Raw genomic sequence first — 21802 nt, forward strand, 5'->3', positions numbered from 1 at the left:
GGGTGCGTCAGTGAAGTGTCCGGCCGCCGTACGCAGACACATGGACGCCAGCGAAACTATCGCAGCCTACTACGCGGCGCTCCGGGCCGGCGAGCCGCTCAGCCCCTTCTTTGCCGAGGACGGTGACCGCTCGGTGGTCAAGTTCGGCATCTCCGAACAGTTAGTCGGGACCGACGCCGTCAGGGCAGGATTGCGGGAGCAGACTGAGACGACGACGGAGTGGGTCGTCGAGAGCCACGCGCTCCGGGTGACAGAAGCGGAGGGCTACGCGTGGTTCAGCGACGACGTTGCACTGTGCTGGACTGATATTGAGGCGGGGGTCCGCCACGAGTACGACACCCGCTGGAGCGGGACCCTCGAAGCCACCGGTGGGGCGCGCGAGTGGCAGTTCGTCGGGATGCACGTCAGCACTGCCGACTCGATCCACGGGTGAGTGGTAGTCGCTTGAGATAACACGACGCGGTTTGGTACTGTTGTGCTCCGTCGCGATAGCTGCTCAGTTGGCGGAACAACCTTCTATATCATGCTGTTTCTGACGAACTGTGAAGGACTAACTGTAATCTGGGTAAACTTTTATTTATTATCCGTTTGAGGGAGGTATTGATGTTTGACGAACAATTACCTCCTAGTTCTCACCAGAGTCGAAGACAGTTCCTCAGTGGCGTCGGTTCGCTCCTCGCCGCGTCGGCGTTCTCGGTCTCCGTGGCCGAGGACGCTGCTGCGCAGGTGACAGATGGCGACGACTCCCCCATACAGACTGTCTCATCACCTGATGGGTCAGTGTCACTCTTCGTGGATGTCACCGACGGCGTCGTAACATACGAGGTTGCACACGACGGGACGACGCTCATCGAGGACTCCGAACTGGGGTTCGAATTCCAGAATCAGGACACGTTCGGCTCCGGCCTGGCAGTCACCGGGAGCGAGCGGACCGAGGTCGACACTACTTGGACGCCGGTCTGGGACCGTTACGACGAGATCGAGGAGCGGTACACGGAACTCCGCCTAGGGGTCGCGGAGTCGTCCGGGCCCGAGCGGTTCGGGACGCTCGTCTTCCGGGTGTTTGACGACGGCGTCGGCTTCCGGTTCGTCTTCGGTGAGCCGTTTGGCGACCAGTTCGTTATCACCTCCGAGCGGACGGCGTACAACTTCGCCGGGGACTACGACTCCTGGTGGATTCCAAACAACTACAACAACTTCGAGGTGGAGTACGAGGAAACAGCGCTGAGCGAAGTCGCCGGCGAACTGGACGGCACCGACTTCGACGGCGTCCACACGCCGATGACGATGCGGACCGACGACGGGCGCTATCTCGCCGTCCACGAGGCCGACCTCACGGACTACGCATCCCTTGCGCTTACGCCGTCGGATGCCGGCGACACGGCTTTCGAATCGACGCTTGCGCCGCTGCCCGACGGGACGAAAGTCTCCGCCGCAGCGCCGCACGTCACCCCGTGGCGGACGGTCCAGGTTGGGACCAGCGCCGGCGACCTCATCGAGTCAAATCTGGTGGTGAATCTCAACGAGGACTACGACAAGGACGTGTTCACCCAGGGCGTCGACTGGATCGAACCCCAGAAGTTCATCGGCGTCTGGTGGCTGATGATCACCGGCCGCGCGCAGTGGGAGTACACCACGAACGACGACGGCACTGTCACCGGCAACCACGGCGCACAGACCGGCCGCGCCAAGCAGTACATGGACTTCGCCAGCGAGCACGACATCCCCGGTGTTCTCGTCGAGGGGTGGAACGAGGGCTGGTCGAGCTATCCCGACGGCGGTGGCACGGCGTTTGACTTCACCGAGCCGTACCCGGACTTCGACCTTGCGGAAGTCACGAGCTACGGGTCGAGTCTCGATCCCTTGACCCAGATGACGATGCACAACGAGACGGCAGGCGGCTTCCGGAACTACGAGTCCCAGCTCGATGCGGCGTTCTCGCTGTACGACGACCTCGGCATCCGGACCATCAAGAACGGCTACGTCTCAGACAGCGGCGACCTCGCGGGCGAGGGGTTTAATCATCACAACCAGGTGCTCGTCAATCACCACACGCTGGTTGCCGAGACGGCGGCGGCTAACCGCCAGATGCTCGATATGCACGAACCGATTCACCCGACTGGCCGCCGCCGGACGTATCCGAATCTGATGACCCGCGAGGGGGTCAAGGGACAGGAGTACGATTCCTTCGGCGACGTGAGCCCCGAGCACCACGTCACCTTCCCCTTTACGCGAATGCTGGGCGGCCCGGTCGAGTACACGCCGGGCATCTTCGACATGGATTCGGGGTCGGGCGGTATCGAGTCCACTCGCGCCAAGCAGCTTGCGATGTACCCGACGTACTTCAGCGGCCTCCAGATGGCCGCAGATCTGCCCAGTTCCTACCTGGCCGACCAGCCGTCCACGACGAGCATTGGCGAGGTCGCACAGGCCGAGTGGGGCGACATCGAGGGCTTCTCGACGGCCGCCCGCTGGGCCAACGCCCAAGGCGAGCAGTACGTCGCCATCGACCCCAACAGCGCTTCGCCCGGCGCGACAGTTTCTTGGACCGTCGAAGACACCAGCGAGGGCGAGTACGAGGTCCACTTCCGCTACGCCAGCGACGCCGAGGAGAACGCCGTCGGTCCGGATACCGACCGCACCGCGACGGTGCTGGTCAACGGCAGCGAGGCCGGCCAGGTCACGTTCCCGCCCACTGAATACTGGAACGTCTGGGAGAGCGTCTCGACAACCGTCTCGCTGTCCGGCGACGAGGACGAAATCGCGCTTTCGCTGACCAGCAAAGACACCGGCGGCTTCAACCTCGACTCGATGGCCGTCACCGAGTCCGGCGCGTCGATGCCTACGCCCGAGACGGCTCCCATCCGCGGCGAGACCGTCGACGCGTTCCAGTTCATCGAAGATGTGCCGGCCGCCGGCTGGGACGATACGCGCGTCGTCGATGCCGAAATCGGCGATTACATGGTCACTGCGCGGCAGAAAGACGACGAGTGGTATCTCGGCGCGATGACTGACGAGGGCGGCCGTGCCATCGACGTACCCCTGTCGTTCCTCTCACCCGCTTCGGACAGCAACGGGCAGGGACCAAGGAACAGCAACGGTAACGGCAATGGAAACAGCGGAAACGGCAACGGTAGGGCTCCCAACGGGCCGAAATACGTCGCCGAAATCTACGCCGACGGCATCGACGCGGCCTACGACGAGAACCTGAGCGATGTTCGCGTCGGTGAAGCTATCGTCACGCCGAGGACGACCCTGCTCGCGTCGATGGTCGGCAGCGGCGGGACGGCCGTCCGCTTCCGCCGGGCGCAGGGCCAGGAAATCAACGACCTGCCCGAGTACGAACGGCCCGAACAGGACTTTGATGTTCACATCGGCGACGAGGTGTTCATTCAGGAGTCGTTCATTCAGGCCACGGGGAGCAACAGCGGGGCGTTCATCGGCGGGACCACGGTGACGCTCCACGTTGACGGCGAACGCGTCGGGACGGAGAACGTCCGCTTCCCGCCCAACGCCGGCGACGCCACCTACGACTTCGGCTACAGCATTGACACGGCCGGTGAGTACGAGGTGACGGTGGCGCTCCCGGACGGTACAGTGCTTGCCAGCACCACGGTGACGGTCAAGCCACCGGCGACGGTGGCTGAACTCACCGACCCGTCTGGCGACGACGACGGCCCTGGTGAGTACACCTACCCAACCGCCGACGCATTCCAGTCGGGCGCGTTCGACCTGGAGTCACTGACTATCGAGCAGACGCCGAGCCTCCACCGCTTTACCTTTGAGGTCGACAACCTCTACAACGCCTTCGGCAGCAGTCGGAACTTCTCGCCGCAGTGGTTCGTCCTCTGGCTCCGCGACCCCACCGCGGATAGCGGGGCGACGAGCAGTCTGGGCGATATCGGCGCGAACGTCGACTTCGAAGCGCCGTGGCAGTACCGCATCGAAATCAGCGGCTTCTCGAAAAGCGCGGTCGATGCCAGCGGGGCGGCGCTGACCGACGCCGATGGAGATATCGTTTCGCTCGGTGAGGCCGTCGACGTGGACGCTGGCACGGTCACAGTCTCCCTTGATAGGGAAGCTGTCGGCGGCGCGGACGCGTCGGACCTCGAACTCGTCGCGATGGTGCAGTCCGAGGACCGCGGGTCGCTTCGTCCGGTCGCCGAATCGGCCGACGGCTACGTCTTCGGCGGTGCGAAATCCGGTGCGGTTGAGAACGCCCCGCTCATTATGGATCTGACGACGCCCGAGGGCGTCAGCCAGGCCGACGCGCTGGCCTACAGCGCCGACTCGCGGGCGACGGTGCCGTTCGTCTCGCTCGACTAAGCGTCGGCCAGCGCGTCGATTGCCGCTTCGAGCGTGAAATTCCCCTCGTAGAGTGCGCTGCCGACGACGACGGCGGCGGCCCCGGCCGACCGGAGCGCCAGCACGTCGTCGATGGTCGCGACGCCGCCGCTTGCGATGACCGGAATGTCGACGCTGTCGACCAGCCGGCGGACCGGGTCGGTTCGGACGCCGTCCAGTTGCCCCTCCACGTCGACATCGGTAAAGAGGATGCCACCCGCACCGAGGTCGGCGTACCGCTCGGCGGCTTCGGCGGGGTCTAGGCCGGTTCCTTCGGTCCATCCCGACACCACAACTTCGCCGTCCTTCGCATCGAGGCTCACGAGCACGCTGCCGGGGTGTTCCGCGCTGATTTCGCCGACGATTTCCGGCGTCTCGACGGCTGCCGTTCCGAGGATGACGCGGTCCAGCCCGCGGTCAAGCAGCGAGACGGCGTCCTCGGCGGTCCGGATGCCGCCGCCCAATTGCACGTCCACGTCGTCCCCTACTGCGTCGAGGACGGCGTCGATGGCCGTCGCGTTCTGTCGCTCGCCCTCGAACGCGCCGTCGAGGTCGACGAGGTGGAGTGTCCGCGCGCCAGCGTCGACCCACCGCTGTGCGGCCTCGACCGGGTCGCCGTAGGTCTTCTCCGTGCCGCGTTCGCCGCCGACCAGTTGGACCACCTGTCCGTCCTGCATGTCGACCGCGGGGACGACCTCGAACTCGGGGTACATGGCCGGTGGTCCGGCGGCGGCCGTCGAAAGCGTGTCGGTCCGCTCTGTCCGGACGACCGGCCGCTCCGGTGTACCCCCATCCTTTTACGCCGCGATGGGAAAGGTCCGCTATGGTCACTGCAACACTCGTCCTCACACCGCTCGCCCGTCGGCTCGAAGCAATCATGTTCGGGCGGTACGAGCGCGAATACCGCCTGTTCGAGCAGGCCGTGCTGGTCGTTGCCGTCGCCTTGGCGCTGGTCTGGGGGCTGGCCGCGTTCGGTATTCTCCCGCTCGGTGCTGGGGCGGTGTCGTTGCTTGCGACCGCTGCCAGCGTCGCCATCTCGGCGTTCGTCGTCGTCGGCCTGCTGCAGTTCCTCGTCCTCGCGAACGTCCTCGAACGGACCAACGAGGATGTCGCTACCAAGGCCGCTGAACTCGAAGAGGCTGCCGAGCAACTGGAAACGACCGCGGAGGAACTGGAAACGACCGCCGACGAGGTCGAGGACGCCGCGGAGACGGTTGACGAAGCCGCCGAAGATGTCGAGAAGACGGCTGACGACGTCGAGCAAACCGCGGACGAGGTTGAACAGACGGCCGACGAAGTGAAAGAGACCGTCGATGAGGTGGAGCAGACGGCTGACGCGGTCGAACAGACTGCGACACAGACCGGCGACGAGGACGCGGCTGAGAAAGCCACCGAGGTCAAGGACAAGACGACCGAAGTGAAAGACAAGACGACCGAAGTCAAGGACAAGGCAACGGAAGCGAAGGACAAGACGACTGAAGTGAAAGACAAGACGACCGAGGTCAAAGACAAGACAAGCAATGCGAAACAGACCGCCGAATCGGTTACCGACGAGGTCGAAGCGGCCAAGGAGACGGCGAGCGAGGTCGAGGAGACCGCGGCGGAAGTCGAGGAGACGGTGCCGGCCGACGACGAGCCCCTCATCGATGAGGGCGGCGAGACCGATACCGACGACGGTGAACCCGGCGAGCGGTCGCCGTAGGTGCGGTCGTTGCCGCTCACCTGACTGACCGTTCGGTACGTTTTAACCCAGTGAGGAACTGGCATCCGTATGGTCGAAGTTCTCTTTGCCCTCGGTGTTCTCGTGGCTATCTTCGTCGGCTTCAATATCGGGGGTTCTTCGACGGGTGTTGCGTTCGGACCTGCAGTCGGGTCAGATACGCTTTCGAAACTGTCCGCGGCGGCCTTGATGACCATCTTCGCTCTGGCCGGGGGACTCATCGTCGGCCCGGAAGTCGTCGAAAGCCTCGGGAGCGACCTCGTCGAGACTGCCTTCTCGCCGCTTATCAGTATCGTCGTCCTGTTTTTCATCGGCGTCGCGCTGTTTCTCTCGAACGTGGTCGGCGTCCCGGCGTCGACTTCGATGACGGCCGTCGGCGCAATCGCCGGCCTCGGCCTCGCTCGCGGGACGCTGAACGCCGCACTGATGCTCGAAATCGTCTCGTGGTGGCTCGTCTCCCCGATTATCGCCTTCTGGGTTAGCGGCGTTATCGGTCGGTACTTCTACCCGCGCCTCGTCGAGTGGTTCGCTGTCTCTCAGAGCGAAGGTGCGCTACTGGATTTCGAGCGGTCCGGTGCCATTCCGCGGCCGACACTCGGCGAGAACACGACGCCGCGTGAGTTCGTTGGGACCGTCGTCGTCATCGGTATCGGCTGTTACATGGCCTTCTCAGCTGGCGCGTCGAACGTCGCCAACGCCGTCGCCCCCCTCGTGGGGAACGGCTCGCTGGAGATGTACCCGGCAATCCTGCTCGGCGGCGGGGCCATCGGTCTCGGTGCGTTCACCATCGCCCGCCGGACAATGGACACGGTCGGCAACGACCTGACCGATCTCCCGCTGGTCGCCGCCATCGTCGTCGCGGCAGTCGCCTCCACTATCGTCACCTTCCTCTCGGCGCTAGGTATCCCGGCAAGTTTCGTCATCATCGCGACGATGAGCATCGTCGGGCTCGGGTGGGGCCGTGCGACGCGAACGACGAGCCTCTCCGACACTGTACAGGGAGAGGCCCCCGTCGCCTCCGTCGGTGCGCTGACTACCGACGCGGAGGCTGCAGACGCGCCGACCGTTGGCGGCAAGAAGGGGACGCCGAAGCCGGCCGAGACCGAACCTATCGGCGAGGAATCGCGGGAGGACATCCCGTCGGCGTCGGACCTGTTCGAACCCGGAACCACTGCTAGAGTGATCTTCCTCCAGAACATTGTTCCCTCGATTGCGACGCTTGCGGCGTATCTGGTGTTCAAGTTTCTCCCGATTGCCTGAGCGGTCATCGATCCCGAACAGGTGCCCCTGATTCCCGCTGATCCCCGCGTCGTCCCTCATTATTTTGCACGGCCTAAAACCGAAGGGCAAAGTCTAACAGTGCGGGGTTCAAACTCTCAGGTGATGCCCACGGTAGAGTACCTTAACTACGAAGTAGTGGACGATAACGGCTGGGACATGTACGACGACGACGTCTTCGCAGAGGCGTCAGATATGGACCTCGACGGTGAGGACTACGGGTCCCTCGAGGTGAACGAAGGCGAGTACATCCTTGAGGCCGCCGAGGCGCAGGGCTATGACTGGCCCTTCTCGTGTCGCGCCGGTGCCTGTGCGAACTGCGCCGCCATCGTCCTCGAAGGCGACATCGACATGGACATGCAGCAGATCCTCAGCGACGAGGAAGTCGAAGACAAGAATGTCCGCCTGACCTGTATCGGCAGCCCGGACGCCGACGAGGTCAAGATCGTCTACAACGCCAAGCACCTCGACTACCTGCAGAACCGCGTCATCTAACGCGGCTCCTGCAGCGCACTACACTTTCTGCTTCCAGCAGCGACTGCGTCCGACAGCTGCCGTATCGGAACCATTAGGGGCGGCCCTGTATTGCGTATAGCCGTGCTCGGGTCGATACCGGACCTGCTTCGGCTGGTCGCCATCCCGGTGTTCGGGTGGGCGGCCTACCGGGATGTAAAAACCCGCCGGGTGCCGAACTGGACATGGACCCCGCTTGCTGTGCTGGCGGTCGTGCTCCTGCTGTGGGACGCCTACACCGTCTGGACCGCCCCGACAGCGGTCGGCCAGCGGCTGTTCTTCATCAGGGTCGCTATCAGCCTCGGCTTCGTCATCCCGCTGTCGTACGGTTTCTGGCTCATCGGCGGGTTCGGCGGTGCTGACGCGAAGGCGTTCATGCTCGTCGCCGTCCTCTTTCCCGTCTATCCGGTGTACTACCTACCGACCGTCGCCCTCCCGCTCCAGCAGAGCGCTATCGGTGTCTTCTCGCTGACGATTCTCTCGAACACCGTGCTTGCTGGCATCGTCTATCCGCTGGCCGTCGCCGCCGGCAACCTCGTACGGGGACGCTTCTCGTTGGCGATGTTCATCGGACGGCCTGTCGCCGCCGCCGCCGTCACTGAGGAATACGGCCGCCTGCTCGAATCCCCCGACGGGTTCGACCGCGGCGGCCTCGACCTCGATGCGCTCCGGATGTATCTTCGCTGGCGCGGCTGCTCGCTCGCCGATATCCGCGCCGATCCCGACCGCCATCGGCTCCCGACCTCGCTCCCGGCGGTCCCGAACGACCCCGGCGACGGCTCGCTGGCGACCGACGGCGGCGACCCGGCGGCCGATGACGTGAACGGGACGAGCGGTCGCGGTGACGACAGCTCGCTGCAGACCGTGACTGACCGCACTGACGATATCGACGACCGCTGGGGTGCCGAGCGGTTCCTGAACGACATCGACCACTCGGCCTACGGCACGTCGCCGGACCAACTCCGTGATGGACTGGACGTACTCGCCGAACAGGACGAGGTGTGGATTTCGCCCGGGATTCCGTTCCTCGTCCCGATGTTCGCCGGGCTGGCCGTCTCACTCACCTACGGTGACGTACTGTTCTCGCTGTTGCAGGCCGTCGGGCTGGCCTGACTTCAGACAGCAGAAGACCTATTTTACGGACACGCCTCGGGCCGAGTATGACCGACGTCGACCTCGCGTTCGACGAGCAGGAGTATATTCCGGCCGTCGCTCAGGACGCAGACTCCGGTGAGGTGCTCATGCTCGCCTACGTCACCGAGGAAGCGCTCCGGAAGACCCGCGAGACGGGGGAAGCCCACTACTACTCGCGGAGCCGGGACGAACTCTGGCACAAGGGCGGGACGAGCGGCCACACGCAGGCCGTCGAAGAGGTGCGAGTCGACTGTGACGGGGACGCGCTGCTGTACATCGTCGACCAGACCGGCGGGGCCTGCCACACCGGCTACGAGTCCTGTTTCCACCGGACTGTCGACGGCGAGACGGTCGGTGAGCAAGTGTTCGACCCCGACGACGTGTACTGATGGCGCGATCCGATACCGAACTCAGCACGGGAACGCCTGACGCCGTGTCGCGACTCGAACAGGCCGCCGAGGCGTACGACCGAGCACAGGCGCGCGTCGAGGAAATCGGTGCCGACGCGCTGCGTGACTGTCGTGAGGTCTACAGCGAACTCGAGCAGTTGCTCGAACGCTACGACGGCCGGGCGACCGGCGGCGGCGACTTCGAGGCGTTCATGGAGTTTCAGGGGCGGGTCGGGACGCTGACCGACGACCTCCCCGACGACCTGCCCGAGCGTGATACCTTCGAGGAAATCGACGACTTCCTCCAGCAGCGGCGGCTCACCGAGAGCGACTTCGAGCAGGCCCGCGAGATGCTTTCCCCCATCGGCGACCTCGTCGGGCGACTCGGTGAACTCGACGACGCGCGTGAGCAGTACAAGAAGGCTCGGACCGATGCGAACCGTCGGCGCGACGAACTGGGCGACCGCATCGACGATCTTGAACGCCTCCAGCGCCTCGGCGACGCCGACCTCGATGCCCCAGTCGAGCATCTCCGTGAGCCAATCGAGCACTACAACGACGCCGTCACCGAGGCGTTCACCGAGTTTCGGCGCAACACACCGGCCGGAGACGCCCTTGCGGTCATCGAACGGGCGGACGCGTACCCGCTGGTCGAGTTCCGGTCGCCGCCCGCGGAACTGTTGACGTACGTCCGCGAGCACGACGCCGGGACGGAGCCGATTCCGAAGCTACTGGAGTACGCTGACTACTCCGCCTCGAAACTGGACCACTACGTCGACGACGCGGCGGCGTTGCGAAGCGCCGTCGCCACTCGGCAGACGTATCTCCGGCGGCTCGACGCCGAGCCGGTGCGGATCGACTGGCCGCCGCCGTCGGCCGACGCCCTGCCGTGGTATTGCCGGGAGTACCGCTCGGTCGTCGCCCGCTTCGCCGACGAGTCCGTGGTCGCGGCACTGCGGGACGTGCGTGGACTTGCGGAGCGAGACGACTACGAGCGACTCCGGGAGAGCGCCGTTGCTCGCGCAGAACTCACAGAAAGCGAGCGCGAGCGGCTGGCGAGCGGCGCTGTCGAAGACGAACTGTCGGCCGCCCGAGAGGCACGAGCAGCTATCGATGACGCCGTAGACACTCACTCGCCGCTGTAGGTGTCTCTCTGCTGGGTCGCCCGGCTGACCATCGTCTCTGCGAGTTCTTCGGCGCGGTCGAGTGCGCGCGCTTCTGCGTAGACCCGGACGACGGGCTCTGTCCCGGACGGTCGAGCAAGCACCCAGCCGTCGCCGTAGTCGAGGCGGTAGCCGTCCGTCGTATCCAGATCGGCCGTCGCCTCGTTTGCATGGGCCTCGATGCCTTCGAGCATCGCTTCGCGCTCGTCTTCGGTCTCGTATTCGAGGTTCCGACGGACGTTGTAGTAGTCGTCGTAGTCCGCAGCGACTTCGCTTGCGGGTCGCTCGGCGACGAGTTCGAGGAACTTCGCGGCAGTGAACGCGCCGTCCCGGGCGATACGGTAATCGGGGAAGAGGATGCCACCGTTGCCCTCGCCGGCGATGGCGACGTGTGTCCCCTCGTTTTGCAGTTTGCGGATGCGGCTGACGATGTACGTCGAGCCGATGGGAGTAAGCGAAAGGGTCGCGCCGGCGTTCTCGACCACGTCGACCAGCCGCTGTGAGGCGTTGACTGCCGAGACGACGCCGTCGCCGGCCTCGATTTCTGCCGCCGTGAGCGCGGCCAGCGCGGCGTCGCCTTCGATGTGTGTCCCGGTCTCGTCGACGAACATCCCGCGGTCGGCGTCGCCGTCGTGGGCGAATCCGAGATCGGCGTCGGTCGCGCGAACGAACGCCCGCAGGTCTTCGAGGTTCTCTGCGACGGGTTCGGGGTCGCGGCCGGGGAAGTGGCCGTCGGGCTGAGTGTTGACGGTGTGGACTTCACAGCCGAGTTCGCGGAACAGGTCGGGGCTGGTAAGGGACCCAGCGCCGTGGCCGGGGTCGACGACGATAGTGAGGTCGGCGTCGGCGATACGGTCGCGGTCGACGGCAGACAGCACCTGCTCGCGGTATCGGCGGCGAGCACTCTCGATAGCGGTGTCGGACCCGACTGTCTCCCAGTCCGCGTAGGCCGGGGTGTCGTCTCGGAGCGACTGTTCGACGCGGTCGAGCGTCCCCCGCGTCAGTTCGACGCCGTCCGCGCCGATGAGCTTCACCCCGTTGTACGCGGCGGGGTTGTGACTCGCGGTAATCATCACGCCCGGGACCGCCTCACGCTCACAGTAGGCCTGTAGCCCCGGTGTCGGGACGACGCCGAGGCGGTCGACGTCGAATTCAACGGTCGTCAACCCGCTTGTCGCGGCGTTGATAAACGTCCGTCCGGTCGTCCGCGTGTCACGGGCGATTGCCACGCGGTCGTGGTCGTCACGCCAGACGTCCCCGGCGGCCTGTGCAACCCGAAGGACGTACCGCGGTGTCAGCTCATCGCCCGCGACACCTCGGACGCCACTCGACCCGAACACTTGCATTCGAGCGAGTGTCTGAGGCGGAGGGGCTTAGGAATGTCGCTGTCCGAATTCAACAGTCATTAGCCCCGTGACCGTTCAGTGAGCGTATGGCAAACGACGAACTCATCGCAGCCCTGCGGGACGCTGACGCCGTCAAATTCGGGGAGTTCGAACTCTCCCACGGTGGCACATCGAACTACTACGTCGACAAGTACGTCTTCGAGACCAACCCCGACTGTCTGAACCTGATCTCCGAATCCTTCGCCGAGCGCATCGCCGAGTGGGACACGGACGCCACACTCGCTGGCGTCGCCCTCGGCGCGGTCCCGCTGGTCGCGGTCACCAGTGTCGAGACCGGCATCCCCTACGTCATCGCCCGAAAGCAGGCCAAAGAGTACGGCACGGGCAACCGCATCGAAGGCGATCTGACCGACGGTGAGGAGGTCATCATCCTCGAAGACATCGCGACGACCGGCCAGAGCGCGGTCGACGCCGCCGAGGCGCTCCGCGAGGCCGGTGCTGTCGTCAACCGCGTGCTCGTTGTCGTCGACCGCGAGGAAGGGGCCAGCGAAAACCTCGCCGACCACGATCTCGAACTCTCGCCGCTCGTGACCGCTTCTGATCTGCTCGCCGACGCGCCCGACGACATCGACGCATAGGGCCTGTCACGTCGCCGCGACGCTGCGCGGCCGGGACACATCACCGATGTGTTCTTGACGCTGGCTCGCTTATCGGTGGCTGTAATGGCTAATCTCGAACTCTACGAACTTGAGGGCTGTCCGTACTGTGCGAAAGTAATCAAGAAACTCGACGAACTGGGCCTCGACTACGACTCCCACATGGTCCCGCGGTCCCACGGCGAGCGGACCGAAGTGAAGGAGGTTTCGGGACAGACCGGCGTTCCCGTCCTCGTCGACACGGACAACGGCGTCGACGGGATGCCTGAATCCGACGACATCGTCGAATATCTCGAAGAAACGTACGGGCAGTAGACCCGACACTTGCGGCGGTTTTCGTTTTCACTTGACAGCGAAGACTGAGGGCCCCGCTCAGGCTACTTCTTCGCGGTCCTCGCCGCGTTCCATAATCAGATCCCGCAGATCGACGGCGTCCTCGATGTTCTCCATCTCCTCCTTTTCGATGAGGGCGGTCCCCTCGACGGACTCCCGTCGGAGTTCGTCGACGACGTACACCGACCGGGTTCGGGTCACCTCGCCGACCGAAGACATGATGCGGGCCCGCTTCTCGGCTGTCTCGGTGAACGCGGAGTGTCCGGCAAGGACCTGTCCATGCTGATCGTCGCTCTCGTTGACGCTCTTGAAGGGCGCGCGATCCGTCGGATGGACCTCGAAGCCGATACGGGTGAACACCGTCACAATCGGCTCGTCCTCCGGCGCGACATCGGGGTCGTCCGGTGTCGGCTCGTCGTCGCGGACCTCCTCGGCGCCGTCGAGGACGCTCACTGGCGATGTCAGCGGCGCGTCGAACAGGTCTTCGAGTTCGGCGGCCACTTCGACGGAGGCGTCCATTCCGTCCTCGTATTTCGAGACTGTCCGCCGGGAGACGCCCAGTTCCTTCGCCAGCCGACCGAGCGACCAGTCGCGGTTCTCGCGCACGTCGGCAAGAATCTCGGAGTCGATGTTGACGTAGAGCCCGCCCGGGGCGGCGTAAATGAGCGGGGGGACCTCCTCGACGAACAGGTCCATCGCGGTGTCGGGTGATAACACAGGGACGCCGTGGCGGAAGTAGACGACGCCCGGTTTCAGTTCCTCGTCCCGTGTGCGGAGTCCGATCACAATCGGCGTGGCATTCAGATACGTGCCCAGTCGCCGCATCTCGCCGCCGGTCTGTGCGTCGAAGGCGTCGATGTTGCCCAGTATCTTCAGGAGCAACACGTCCTCACCGCGACGGGCAGCGATGTCGAAACTCTTCGGACGAATCGCACAGCGGTCGCTGACGAGGAAGCCAGCGTCTTCGAGCATCGCCATGACGTTTTCTACCAGCGCCGACCGTGACATAGTACTCTGTACCTCTACTGAGTCTAGCCCGCTCACCCATTATATGTATTGCGCCGTCCGTTGCTCTCTCAGGCCGAATCGAGGGCCGGGCGTGACGAAAGGCGTTTGACCGCTTCGGGGCTACAGAGTAGCGTGACTGTCGTCGGCCTCGATGATACGGACTCGCGCGAACGGGGAATGTGTACGACCTACGCCGCCGCCACCCTCGCCGAGTCGATTCGGGACGCTGGGGGGACTGTCGAGCGACTGCTCCTCGTCCGGCTGAATCCCGCCGTCAAACACAAAACCCGCGGGAACGCGGCGCTTGCGGTGCATACGGACCTCGATGCCGACACGACGCTTGCACTGGCCGAGGACGTGCTCGACATGGCCGAAACTGACGATCCCCGGACCAACCCCGGCGCTATCGTCGCCGACTGCAAGCCGGAAGCTGTCCCGCCGCAGGTCGCAACGTTCGCCCGTGAGACGATCCGGTCGATACAGGACCCGATGGCGGCGACGACGCTAGCTGACGTGGTCGGGTTCGCCCGCTGCCAGCGGGGCAACGGTCGCGGGCTCGTCGGTGCACTCGCGGCGGTCGGGGCTTGGGCCGAACTATCGGACTGGACCTACGAACACATCGCGTACCGCGAGCGGGACCGCTGGGGGACCGAACGGACGGTCGACGCCGAGAGCGTTCGCGCCGCGGCCGAGGAGTACTACCCCGACGTGTGGGACACCGTCGACCGCACGTCGGGCTATCCGGTCTGTGTCCCGCGGACGCCGTGCCCGATTCTCTACGGGATTCGCGGCGACGACCCCGACGCCTGCCGTGCTGTCGCCGACGCCATCGACAGCGAACCCGTCGCCCGCCGGGCGACGTTCGTGACGAATCAGGGGACGGACGTGCACCTACGGGACGCGACCCTCGACGCGGTCACGGCCGACAGCGCCTCCCGCGTCACCGGCGACGTGGTCGCCGCGCCCGAGACACGGCCGGGGGGACACGTGTTCCTCACGCTCGAAGGCGACGGCGCGACCCTCGACTGTGCGGCCTTCGAGCCGACGAAGGCGTTCCGCGACCGGGTCCGTTCGCTCCGGGTCGGCGACCGAATCACTGCCTGTGGTGAGGTGAGCGACGGGACGCTCAAACTGGAGAAGTTCGCGGTCCGTGACCTCGTTCGGACCGAGTCCGTCACGCCGGACTGCCCGGACTGCGGCCGGTCGATGAAATCCGCCGGCCGGAATCAGGGCTATCGATGCCGGGACTGCGGGACCAGCGCCGACGGCAAGACTGAGCAGTCTATCGAGCGGGGACTGGAACGCGGCTGGTACGAGGTACCGCCGGTCGCACGCCGCCACATCGCGAAGCCGCTGGTCCGCGGCGGGTTCGACGCACCCACCCACCCGTCTCGTTGAGACGGACTGTCGTCGCTGTTTCCCGGTCTCTATCGACTTCGGAACGGCCTTGCCGAGACAGACGCGACACCAATTCGAATGCGACGTGATACCCTCGTGGAAACTTCCAGCCCGGCGATCAATCGCGGCTCTGTTTCTGTCTGCTATCTGGTTCGAACTGGCTACCGGTGAGTAAGCAGCACGAATATTCCGGTAATACGTGGATACATCTCGATTTAGACTGCGGATAACAATACTGCTATCCCGTTATTTGCGGGCATGAACAGTGAGGAGTCAGACATTCAGCGCCGAGATACGACGGACGACGGGGTCACGGAGAAACTACTGACTGTCGAACACGAACCGGCTGCGGGTGGCGGCCAGCGTTCAATCCTGTATCCGCCCGGCAGCACAGGCTCCGAACTGGAAGCGAACTGGCTGGCCGTTTCGTCGGATTTCGTCGTTTCGCTTGACGACGTTCAGTAGCCCTTACGACCGATAATCGACAGGTAACAATAATAACACCTGTCGTGAATCGAGACATGGACTCCGATACCCGGTCGACGAGCGAGGTGACGGCAGCGACTGACACCGACGAAGGAACGCTGCCTGCCGTGGTACGTTCTCGTCCCGACGGCAGTGAGCGGCTCATCTGCTACGCGCCAGATGTCGACACAACAGACGTAGAGGACCAGTGGCTCTCTGTTGATGCCGACTTTCCGGTGTCGACGCTGCTGATGCGGTAGGCTAGTCGTTTCGCCCGGTCAACGCAACAACCACGTCGTCACCGCCCCGGAGTTCTCCTTGCTCTCTGAACTGGGTTAGCGCCGCAGTCGCCGTCGCACACGTAGGTTCGACGTGAAACCCAGCCGCACCGAGGCGGGCGTGTTCCCGCTCCGTTGCCGCCGCGGAGACGGCGACGGCGGCGCCACCGGTTGCCTCGATGGCATGCCGTATTTGATGGGCACGCGGCGGGTCCCGGATGTGGATCCCGTCGGCGAGGTCGTTTGCAGCGTCGGCATCCGTTACACTGCCGTCTTCGGCAGCGATGGGACTGTATCCGACCGCTTGCGCCCCCAGTATGCGTGGCATAGCGTCTGTCCATCCAGCTTGTTCCAGTGCCCGAAATCCGCGATAGAGGCCGAGAAACAGCGTCCCGTGACCAAGCGGTGTGACGACAGCGTCCGGGACGTTCCAGTCCCGCTGGGCGGCGATTTCGTAGGCGGTTGTCGCTGTCCCAGCGAAGAAGGCTGGGTTCCAAGCGTGGCTGGCGTACCAGCCCGGTCCACTCTCCACGGCGTCGATACAGGCCGCGGTTACGGACTCTCTACTCCCCGCTACTGGGACCACGTCGGCTCCGGTCCGCTCGATGCGGCGAACCTTCGCTTCCTTCGCGCCCTCGGGGACGTATATCTCCGCGTCCAGGCCCGCCCGTGCCGCGTAGGATGCGACTGCAAGCCCAGCGTTTCCCGAGGAGTCTTCGAGTACGCGGTCGGCCCCGACCACCAAGGCTTCGGCGATGACCGTCGCCGCGCCGCGGTCCTTGAAGCTCCCCGTCGGGTGGAGATACTCCAGTTTGAAGCTGGCGTCCCACTCGGGCGCATCGACCAGTGGCGTCCAGCCCTCGCCGAGGCTGACCCGCTCGCGCATCGGGAGGAAGTCGACGAAGTCCCAGACACCGCTGGTCCGCGAGAACTGGTCCGGTCGGCTGTTAGGCAGCGGCTGGGTGGCGTAGTCAAGTGGTTCCCCGCAGGAACATCGCCAAGGTTCATCACGGAGGTACTCCCGGTCGCAGACGCTACAGGTGCGCATGGGTTTGCTCCGTGGCGAACTGTCCAAAAGCCTGCGACCGCTGTGGCCACAGTAGTCGGTACCTGTAGCTAGCTTCCGGTACACACAGAGCGGTGGCCGGGCGGCCGCTCCGTCGGCCGCCCCGGGGAAAGGAAGGCTGGCAAACGAGCATACGCGGCGCGAAGCGTCGTGTTTCGCGAGGACGAGCGAACGAGATCCCGCGGTTTTTGCAAGTAGGGATTCGCTACGTGCACCCACTCGCAGTACAGAGTGGCTTCTAGTAGGTATCGATGTTCGTTCCGACCGAGCAGACGTACTCGCCGGTCGCGACCTGCGGGAGCCGGCGGGCACGCCAGAACACGCCGCTGGAGTCGGCGGTGATTTCGGCCTTCGGCTCGCCGAACACATCAGTCACTTCGAACAGCGTCTCACCGCGGGAGACACGGTCGCCGAGGTCGGGCTTGAGGTCGAGAAGGCCGCCTACGGGAGAACCGTACTGCTCGAACCCGGAGGCGCGGGTCTGTGGGCGCGTGTCGTGGTGGCCGTCGAGGAAGCCGTAGTAGTTCAGGACGTTGAAGACGCCGTCGACGCCCCGCTGGATGGACCGTTCGTCCCAGCCGACACAGCCGCCGAGTTCGGGATCGATTGTCGGAACGCCCTCGTCAGGGGCAGCGCGGGCCAACTGCCCATCGGGGCCTTTCTGGTCGAGAATGTAGCCACAGCCAAACACCTTCGCGAGTTCGAGGCATTCCTCGTGGAGGCGATGGCGGGTGCCACATCGGACCCGCACTTCGTCGATCATCTGCGAGGTCGACCCTTGGTGCAGGTCGAGCACGTAATCGGCGCTGATGGCGGCGTTGAACGTTGCCGCGGCGATGCGCTCGCTCGATGTCCCCGTTTTGTCGCCCGGGTACGCCCGGTTCATCTTCGTGTCGTCGACCGGGTTGCGGTGCTCGGCGACCTGAAAGGCGTGGTAGTTCACGACGCCACAGACCAGAATCGTCCCGGACAGCTCCGTCGGATCGAGCTGTGGGAGCACCTGCTGGATGACGCCGACGCCGTTCAGTTCGTCGCCGTCGCTGGCCGCCTGTATGTAGAGGGTCCGTCCGTCGTCGACACCGTTGACGACGGCGACCGGTAGCCCGAACGTCGACCCGTCGCGGGTCTCACCGACCTCCAGCCGCCCCGTGTCTTTCTCACCGGGGGCAGCGGTCGCCGTACCGAAAGTAACCATTGTTCCCACGTTTGCCTTGGGAGCCTTTACTGGTTCGGATTACAGCAGCAGTTGCGCCGGACCGACGGCATCTTGGGGCCGCCGACCCTATCGGCAGGTGTGTCCCAGTCCGAGCCACAGAGCGGCAAAGCGGCGATGGTCGCGGCGCTGAACGTGCCACGCAACGCGAAAATCGGCTTCGCAATCGCCAGCCTGTTCACGGCGGGGCTGTTCGCCCTGCTCGTCCTGCCGGGGAGCCAGCGGCCGATGGGCTTCTACGTGGCGCTGGCGTTCGTTCTCGCGACTTCGCTGGGCGGCCTGCTGACGGCGCTGTTTACGGCCGTGTCGGCTGTGCGACTCGCCAGACGCTGATATTGTCCCGCTCGCCTACCCTTCGGCCAGTTCTGTCAGTCGACCGCCGCCGGTTCGAGTCCCCTTCGCGATGAGTACGTCGCCTGTCTGAATCTGTGTTTCCGGGCCCGGCGAAACGACCCAGTCGCCGCCCTCGCGGCCGGTCCGCTCGCTCTCCCCGGCCCCACGCCGTATCGCGATGATCCGCATACCCGTCGCCGTCTTGACTTCTGCGTCGCCGATGGTCGTCCCCGCGAGGTCGCTGTCGGGATATACGGTGGTTCGAACAATGACTTCGTCTGACTCCTGAACGGCCTCGGCGACGACCGGATGCGTCGACAGGCCCCGCAGGACGCCCTCGCTCATCTCCAGCGCAGCGTCAGAGATGACTTCTGTCGACCGGGCCAGATGGACGAGGCCCCGAAGCGACACCGGGTCGTCGATGTCGGCGGCGGCCCGGAGCGTCCATGCCTCGAACCGGGACTGCAGCGCGTCGACCTCGGCTTCGAGTTCGACGACTTCTTCGGCGACTTCCGTGCTGTCGAACAGCACCGCGCCGTAGGCCAGATCGACGGCCAGCTCGCCCATGTCTTTCATCAGGACGATAGAGTCGACGGCACGTTCGAGGTCGCGGACGCCGCCCTCGGGTGGCTCTGGCGGTTCGTACACGTCGCCGCTCGCGTCCTGATACACCTCGGCGATGCCGTCCTCGGGGCCGCGGAACAGCACTACGTCGCCCGCTTCGAGGCGTGTCTCCCGGTCCGGATTGAGCAGCCAGTTCCCCTGCCGGCGGATTGCCAGCGCGCGGACGCCCGTCTCGGTTTCGAGGTTCAGGTCCCCAAGCGTCTCGTCGGCCAGCGGCGAATCCGACCCGACGGTCGCCCGCACGAGCGTCTCGACTGCCTCGGGGAGGGCTGCCCGCATCGTGTCCGGCAGGCCGATATCTTCGAGCACAATTTTGGCAATATCGCCGGCGGCGTCGCTGATTTTCTCCGCCGCTCCGACCATCCCCAGAACAGGGGCTAGCGACTCCGCGTCCGCCGTCGACCGGCAGGCCATCAGGAGACTCATGCGTGCACGCAACTGGAGTACGTCCATCTTCTCCTCCAACTCCAGCACCTCCGCGGCGACGTCGTCGCTCCCCAGCAGGACGGCCGAGTACGAGAGGTCGATGAGCAACTCGGCGGTGTCTTTCATCTCGGCCAGCACCTGCTTCACGCTGACCGGTTCGTACTCGACCGTCCCTGTCGGGTCCATAGCCGCCGGTTCGACGGCCCCGAGCAAAAACGTTCCTCACTATTTGGGTCGCCACCCGTTCGTTATTGAGCCGAGTGCGAGCGAATGAACGCCGAGTTCCCCGGCATCGATGTAATAGACAAACGAACTTATCCGGAAAATAGTAAACGAACGGGCAGTCTCAGCTCCTGACAGTGTGACACACAGGCCCAGAAAGAAAATGTTTTTCCCGGAAGGTAGGGAAGAGATTGCGTATGTCCGACGACCTCAAGAAGGGACTCGAGGGTGTCATCGTCGCCGAGTCCGAACTCAGCGTTATCGACGGCGACGCTGGCAAACTCGTGTATCGGGGGTACACCATCGAGGACCTCGCGAAGGGTGCCAGCTACGAAGAGGTGCTGTACCTGCTCTGGCACGGCCACCTGCCGAACCGGGACGAGCTCTCCGAGTTCAAGGAGGCGATGGTGGACGCACGCGACGTGGACGACGACGTTATCTCGACCGTGCGACAACTCGCCGAGGCGGACGAGGACCCGATGGCAGCGCTCCGGACCGCGGTGTCGATGCTCTCGGCGTTCGACCCTGCGCCCGAGGACGCCGAGCCGACCGACGAGACGGTCAACCTCGAAACGGGCCGCCGCATCACGGCCAAGATCCCGACTATCATCGCGGCCTTCACTCGCATCCGCGACGGCAAGGAGCCCGTCGAACCCCGCGACGACCTCGACCACGCGGCGAATTTCCTCTACATGCTCAACGGCGAGGAGCCCGACGACGTACTTGCCGACGTGTTCGATCAGGCGCTCGTGCTCCACGCCGACCACGGCCTCAACGCCTCGACGTTCTCGGCCATCACGACGGCGTCGACGCTGTCGGACATCCACAGCGCGGTCACCTCAGCTATCGGGACGCTGAAGGGACCGCTCCACGGCGGGGCCAATCAGGACGTTATGGAGATGCTAAAGGAAGTCGACGACGCCGAATCCGACCCGCTCGACTGGGTCAAGAACGCCCTCGACGAGGGCCGCCGCGTCTCCGGCTTCGGCCACCGCGTCTACAACGTCAAGGACCCGCGCGCGAAGATCCTCGGCGAGCGCTCGAAGGAACTCGGCGAGGCCGCCGGGACGCTCAAGTGGTACGAGATGTCGACCACCATCGAGGACTACCTCATGGAAGAGAAGGGACTGGCCCCCAACGTCGACTTCTACTCCGCGTCGACGTACTACCAGATGGGCATTCCCATCGACATCTACACCCCCATCTTCGCGATGTCCCGCGTCGGCGGCTGGGTCGCCCACGTCTTCGAGTACATCGAGGACAACCGCCTGATCCGCCCGCGCGCCCGCTACGTCGGCAAGAACCCCGACGAGACCACGTTCGTGCCGCTTGAGGAGCGGTAAGAAACCGTCCCGAGTGCGAGCGTAGCGAGCACTCGGTCTTTTTCGCCACCGAAAGACTCGCTTCGCTCGTCTTTCGAGCCTTGCTTCACTCCGTTCAGCAAGACCACGTTTTTGCCGTGAGCGATGGCCGCAGGCCATCCGAACGGGAAAAAGGTGGAGGGTGACCGCCTGATTCGCCCGCGCGCCCGCTACGTCGGCAAGAACCCTGACGAGACCACGTTCGTGCCGCTTGAGGAGCGATAGGTCCGTACCGCTACTGTTCGGCTGAAGAGTGGATTACTGACGGCCGTGAGCGCGTTTCATCGCGCGAACCGGGGCAGGGCAGGGCGGCCAGCATCCGGCGGCGACGCCGCCGGTTCCCGGAATCAGCACGAGATTCATTTCTTGTCGAGTCTCTCTAAAATCGGGCTCTACGGTAACGGACACGTAGTGACTGTCCGCGAACGAAGTGAGCGGTTCACCGAACGCGAGCATAGCGAGCGTTCGGCCTTTTTCGCCCACGTTTTTGCGCGGGGGTTGAGGGCGCGTAGCGCCCGAACCCCCCGTGGAA

The 21802-nt window shown here is 64.8% G+C and carries 21 protein-coding genes; 15 read left to right on the forward strand and 6 right to left on the reverse strand.

All coding sequences use genetic code 11. The features are described 5' to 3' along the window. Positions 1–40: 40 nt before the first annotated feature. Positions 41–433, forward strand: coding sequence for a nuclear transport factor 2 family protein (locus Har1129_RS15545; protein WP_151101581.1), 393 nt, complete (start codon positions 41–43; stop codon positions 431–433). Positions 434–603: 170 nt separating this feature from the next. Continuing rightward, positions 604–4326: a glycoside hydrolase family 97 catalytic domain-containing protein gene (locus Har1129_RS15550; RefSeq protein WP_151101583.1), complete on the forward strand. Its 3723-nt coding sequence runs from the start codon at positions 604–606 to the stop codon at positions 4324–4326. On the opposite strand, the gene hisA is transcribed toward Har1129_RS15550, so the two are convergent. Continuing rightward, a complete protein-coding gene (hisA, locus tag Har1129_RS15555) occupies positions 4323–5057 on the reverse strand; it encodes a 1-(5-phosphoribosyl)-5-[(5-phosphoribosylamino)methylideneamino]imidazole-4-carboxamide isomerase (protein ID WP_151101585.1) in 735 nt (244 codons plus the stop codon). The two genes, Har1129_RS15550 and hisA, sit on opposite strands and share 4 nt — an antisense overlap. 110 nt (positions 5058–5167) lie before the next feature. Between hisA and Har1129_RS15560 the strand changes: the two genes are divergently transcribed. The 6 genes from Har1129_RS15560 (at position 5168) to Har1129_RS15585 (ending at position 10523) form a co-directional block, all read left to right on the forward strand. Further along, positions 5168–6046 (forward strand): hypothetical protein, encoded by an 879-nt coding sequence (locus Har1129_RS15560; RefSeq protein WP_151101587.1) that lies wholly within the window; start codon positions 5168–5170, stop codon positions 6044–6046. 69 nt (positions 6047–6115) lie between these two features. Then, a complete protein-coding gene (locus tag Har1129_RS15565) occupies positions 6116–7324 on the forward strand; it encodes an inorganic phosphate transporter (protein ID WP_151101589.1) in 1209 nt (402 codons plus the stop codon). Positions 7325–7447: 123 nt separating this feature from the next. After that, entirely contained in the window at positions 7448–7837 is a 390-nt protein-coding gene (fer1, locus tag Har1129_RS15570; RefSeq protein WP_004590522.1) for a ferredoxin Fer1, read from the forward strand. 102 nt (positions 7838–7939) lie between these two features. Next, positions 7940–8968 (forward strand): A24 family peptidase, encoded by a 1029-nt coding sequence (locus tag Har1129_RS15575; protein ID WP_151101591.1) that lies wholly within the window; start codon positions 7940–7942, stop codon positions 8966–8968. Between the two features lie 47 nt (positions 8969–9015). Beyond that, positions 9016–9378 (forward strand): phosphoribosyl-AMP cyclohydrolase, encoded by a 363-nt coding sequence (gene hisI / locus Har1129_RS15580; protein ID WP_053966672.1) that lies wholly within the window; start codon positions 9016–9018, stop codon positions 9376–9378. Continuing rightward, positions 9378–10523: a hypothetical protein gene (locus tag Har1129_RS15585; protein ID WP_151101592.1), complete on the forward strand. Its 1146-nt coding sequence runs from the start codon at positions 9378–9380 to the stop codon at positions 10521–10523. The genes hisI and Har1129_RS15585 overlap by 1 nt, the downstream gene beginning before the upstream one ends. On the opposite strand, the gene glmM is transcribed toward Har1129_RS15585, so the two are convergent. Then, on the reverse strand, positions 10508–11887 hold the full coding sequence (glmM, locus tag Har1129_RS15590; RefSeq protein ID WP_151101594.1) for a phosphoglucosamine mutase: 1380 nt from the start codon (positions 11885–11887) through the stop codon (positions 10508–10510). The two genes, Har1129_RS15585 and glmM, sit on opposite strands and share 16 nt — an antisense overlap. 86 nt (positions 11888–11973) lie before the next feature. Here glmM and pyrE point away from each other — a divergent pair, with 86 nt between their 5' ends. Continuing rightward, a complete protein-coding gene (gene pyrE, locus Har1129_RS15595) occupies positions 11974–12525 on the forward strand; it encodes an orotate phosphoribosyltransferase (RefSeq protein ID WP_151101596.1) in 552 nt (183 codons plus the stop codon). 84 nt (positions 12526–12609) lie between these two features. Continuing rightward, positions 12610–12858, forward strand: a complete 249-nt coding sequence (locus Har1129_RS15600) for a glutathione S-transferase N-terminal domain-containing protein (RefSeq protein WP_053966668.1) — start codon at positions 12610–12612, stop codon at positions 12856–12858. 57 nt (positions 12859–12915) lie between these two features. On the opposite strand, the gene Har1129_RS15605 is transcribed toward Har1129_RS15600, so the two are convergent. After that, positions 12916–13884, reverse strand: coding sequence for a transcriptional regulator (locus Har1129_RS15605; RefSeq protein ID WP_151101598.1), 969 nt, complete (start codon positions 13882–13884; stop codon positions 12916–12918). 132 nt (positions 13885–14016) lie between these two features. Between Har1129_RS15605 and Har1129_RS15610 the strand changes: the two genes are divergently transcribed. From Har1129_RS15610 to Har1129_RS15620, 3 genes are all read left to right on the forward strand, one after another. Next, positions 14017–15282 carry a tRNA(Ile)(2)-agmatinylcytidine synthase gene (locus tag Har1129_RS15610; protein ID WP_151101600.1) on the forward strand — a complete coding sequence of 422 codons (1266 nt, stop codon included), beginning with the start codon at positions 14017–14019 and terminating at the stop codon, positions 15280–15282. Between the two features lie 258 nt (positions 15283–15540). Continuing rightward, positions 15541–15747 (forward strand): hypothetical protein, encoded by a 207-nt coding sequence (locus Har1129_RS15615; protein WP_151101602.1) that lies wholly within the window; start codon positions 15541–15543, stop codon positions 15745–15747. A 56-nt stretch (positions 15748–15803) separates the two neighbouring features. Then, on the forward strand, positions 15804–16007 hold the full coding sequence (locus tag Har1129_RS15620) for a hypothetical protein (protein WP_151101604.1): 204 nt from the start codon (positions 15804–15806) through the stop codon (positions 16005–16007). Between the two features lies 1 nt (position 16008). On the opposite strand, the gene Har1129_RS15625 is transcribed toward Har1129_RS15620, so the two are convergent. Next, positions 16009–17073: a pyridoxal-phosphate dependent enzyme gene (locus tag Har1129_RS15625; protein ID WP_151101606.1), complete on the reverse strand. Its 1065-nt coding sequence runs from the start codon at positions 17071–17073 to the stop codon at positions 16009–16011. A gap of 256 nt (positions 17074–17329) precedes the next feature. Continuing rightward, entirely contained in the window at positions 17330–18286 is a 957-nt protein-coding gene (locus Har1129_RS15630) for a succinylglutamate desuccinylase/aspartoacylase family protein (RefSeq protein WP_151101608.1), read from the reverse strand. Between the two features lie 135 nt (positions 18287–18421). On the opposite strand from Har1129_RS15630, the gene Har1129_RS15635 reads away from it, so the two are divergent. Then, positions 18422–18637, forward strand: a complete 216-nt coding sequence (locus Har1129_RS15635; RefSeq protein ID WP_151102173.1) for a hypothetical protein — start codon at positions 18422–18424, stop codon at positions 18635–18637. Positions 18638–18652: 15 nt separating this feature from the next. Here the strand turns inward: Har1129_RS15635 and Har1129_RS15640 are convergent, their stop codons facing one another. After that, entirely contained in the window at positions 18653–19873 is a 1221-nt protein-coding gene (locus Har1129_RS15640; protein WP_151101609.1) for a potassium channel family protein, read from the reverse strand. A 233-nt stretch (positions 19874–20106) separates the two neighbouring features. Here Har1129_RS15640 and citZ point away from each other — a divergent pair, with 233 nt between their 5' ends. Beyond that, positions 20107–21252, forward strand: coding sequence for a citrate synthase (gene citZ, locus Har1129_RS15645; RefSeq protein ID WP_151101610.1), 1146 nt, complete (start codon positions 20107–20109; stop codon positions 21250–21252). Positions 21253–21802 lie beyond the last annotated feature (550 nt).

The sequence above is a fragment of the Haloarcula sp. CBA1129 genome, from assembly GCF_008729015.1.
Classification (GTDB): domain Archaea; phylum Halobacteriota; class Halobacteria; order Halobacteriales; family Haloarculaceae; genus Haloarcula.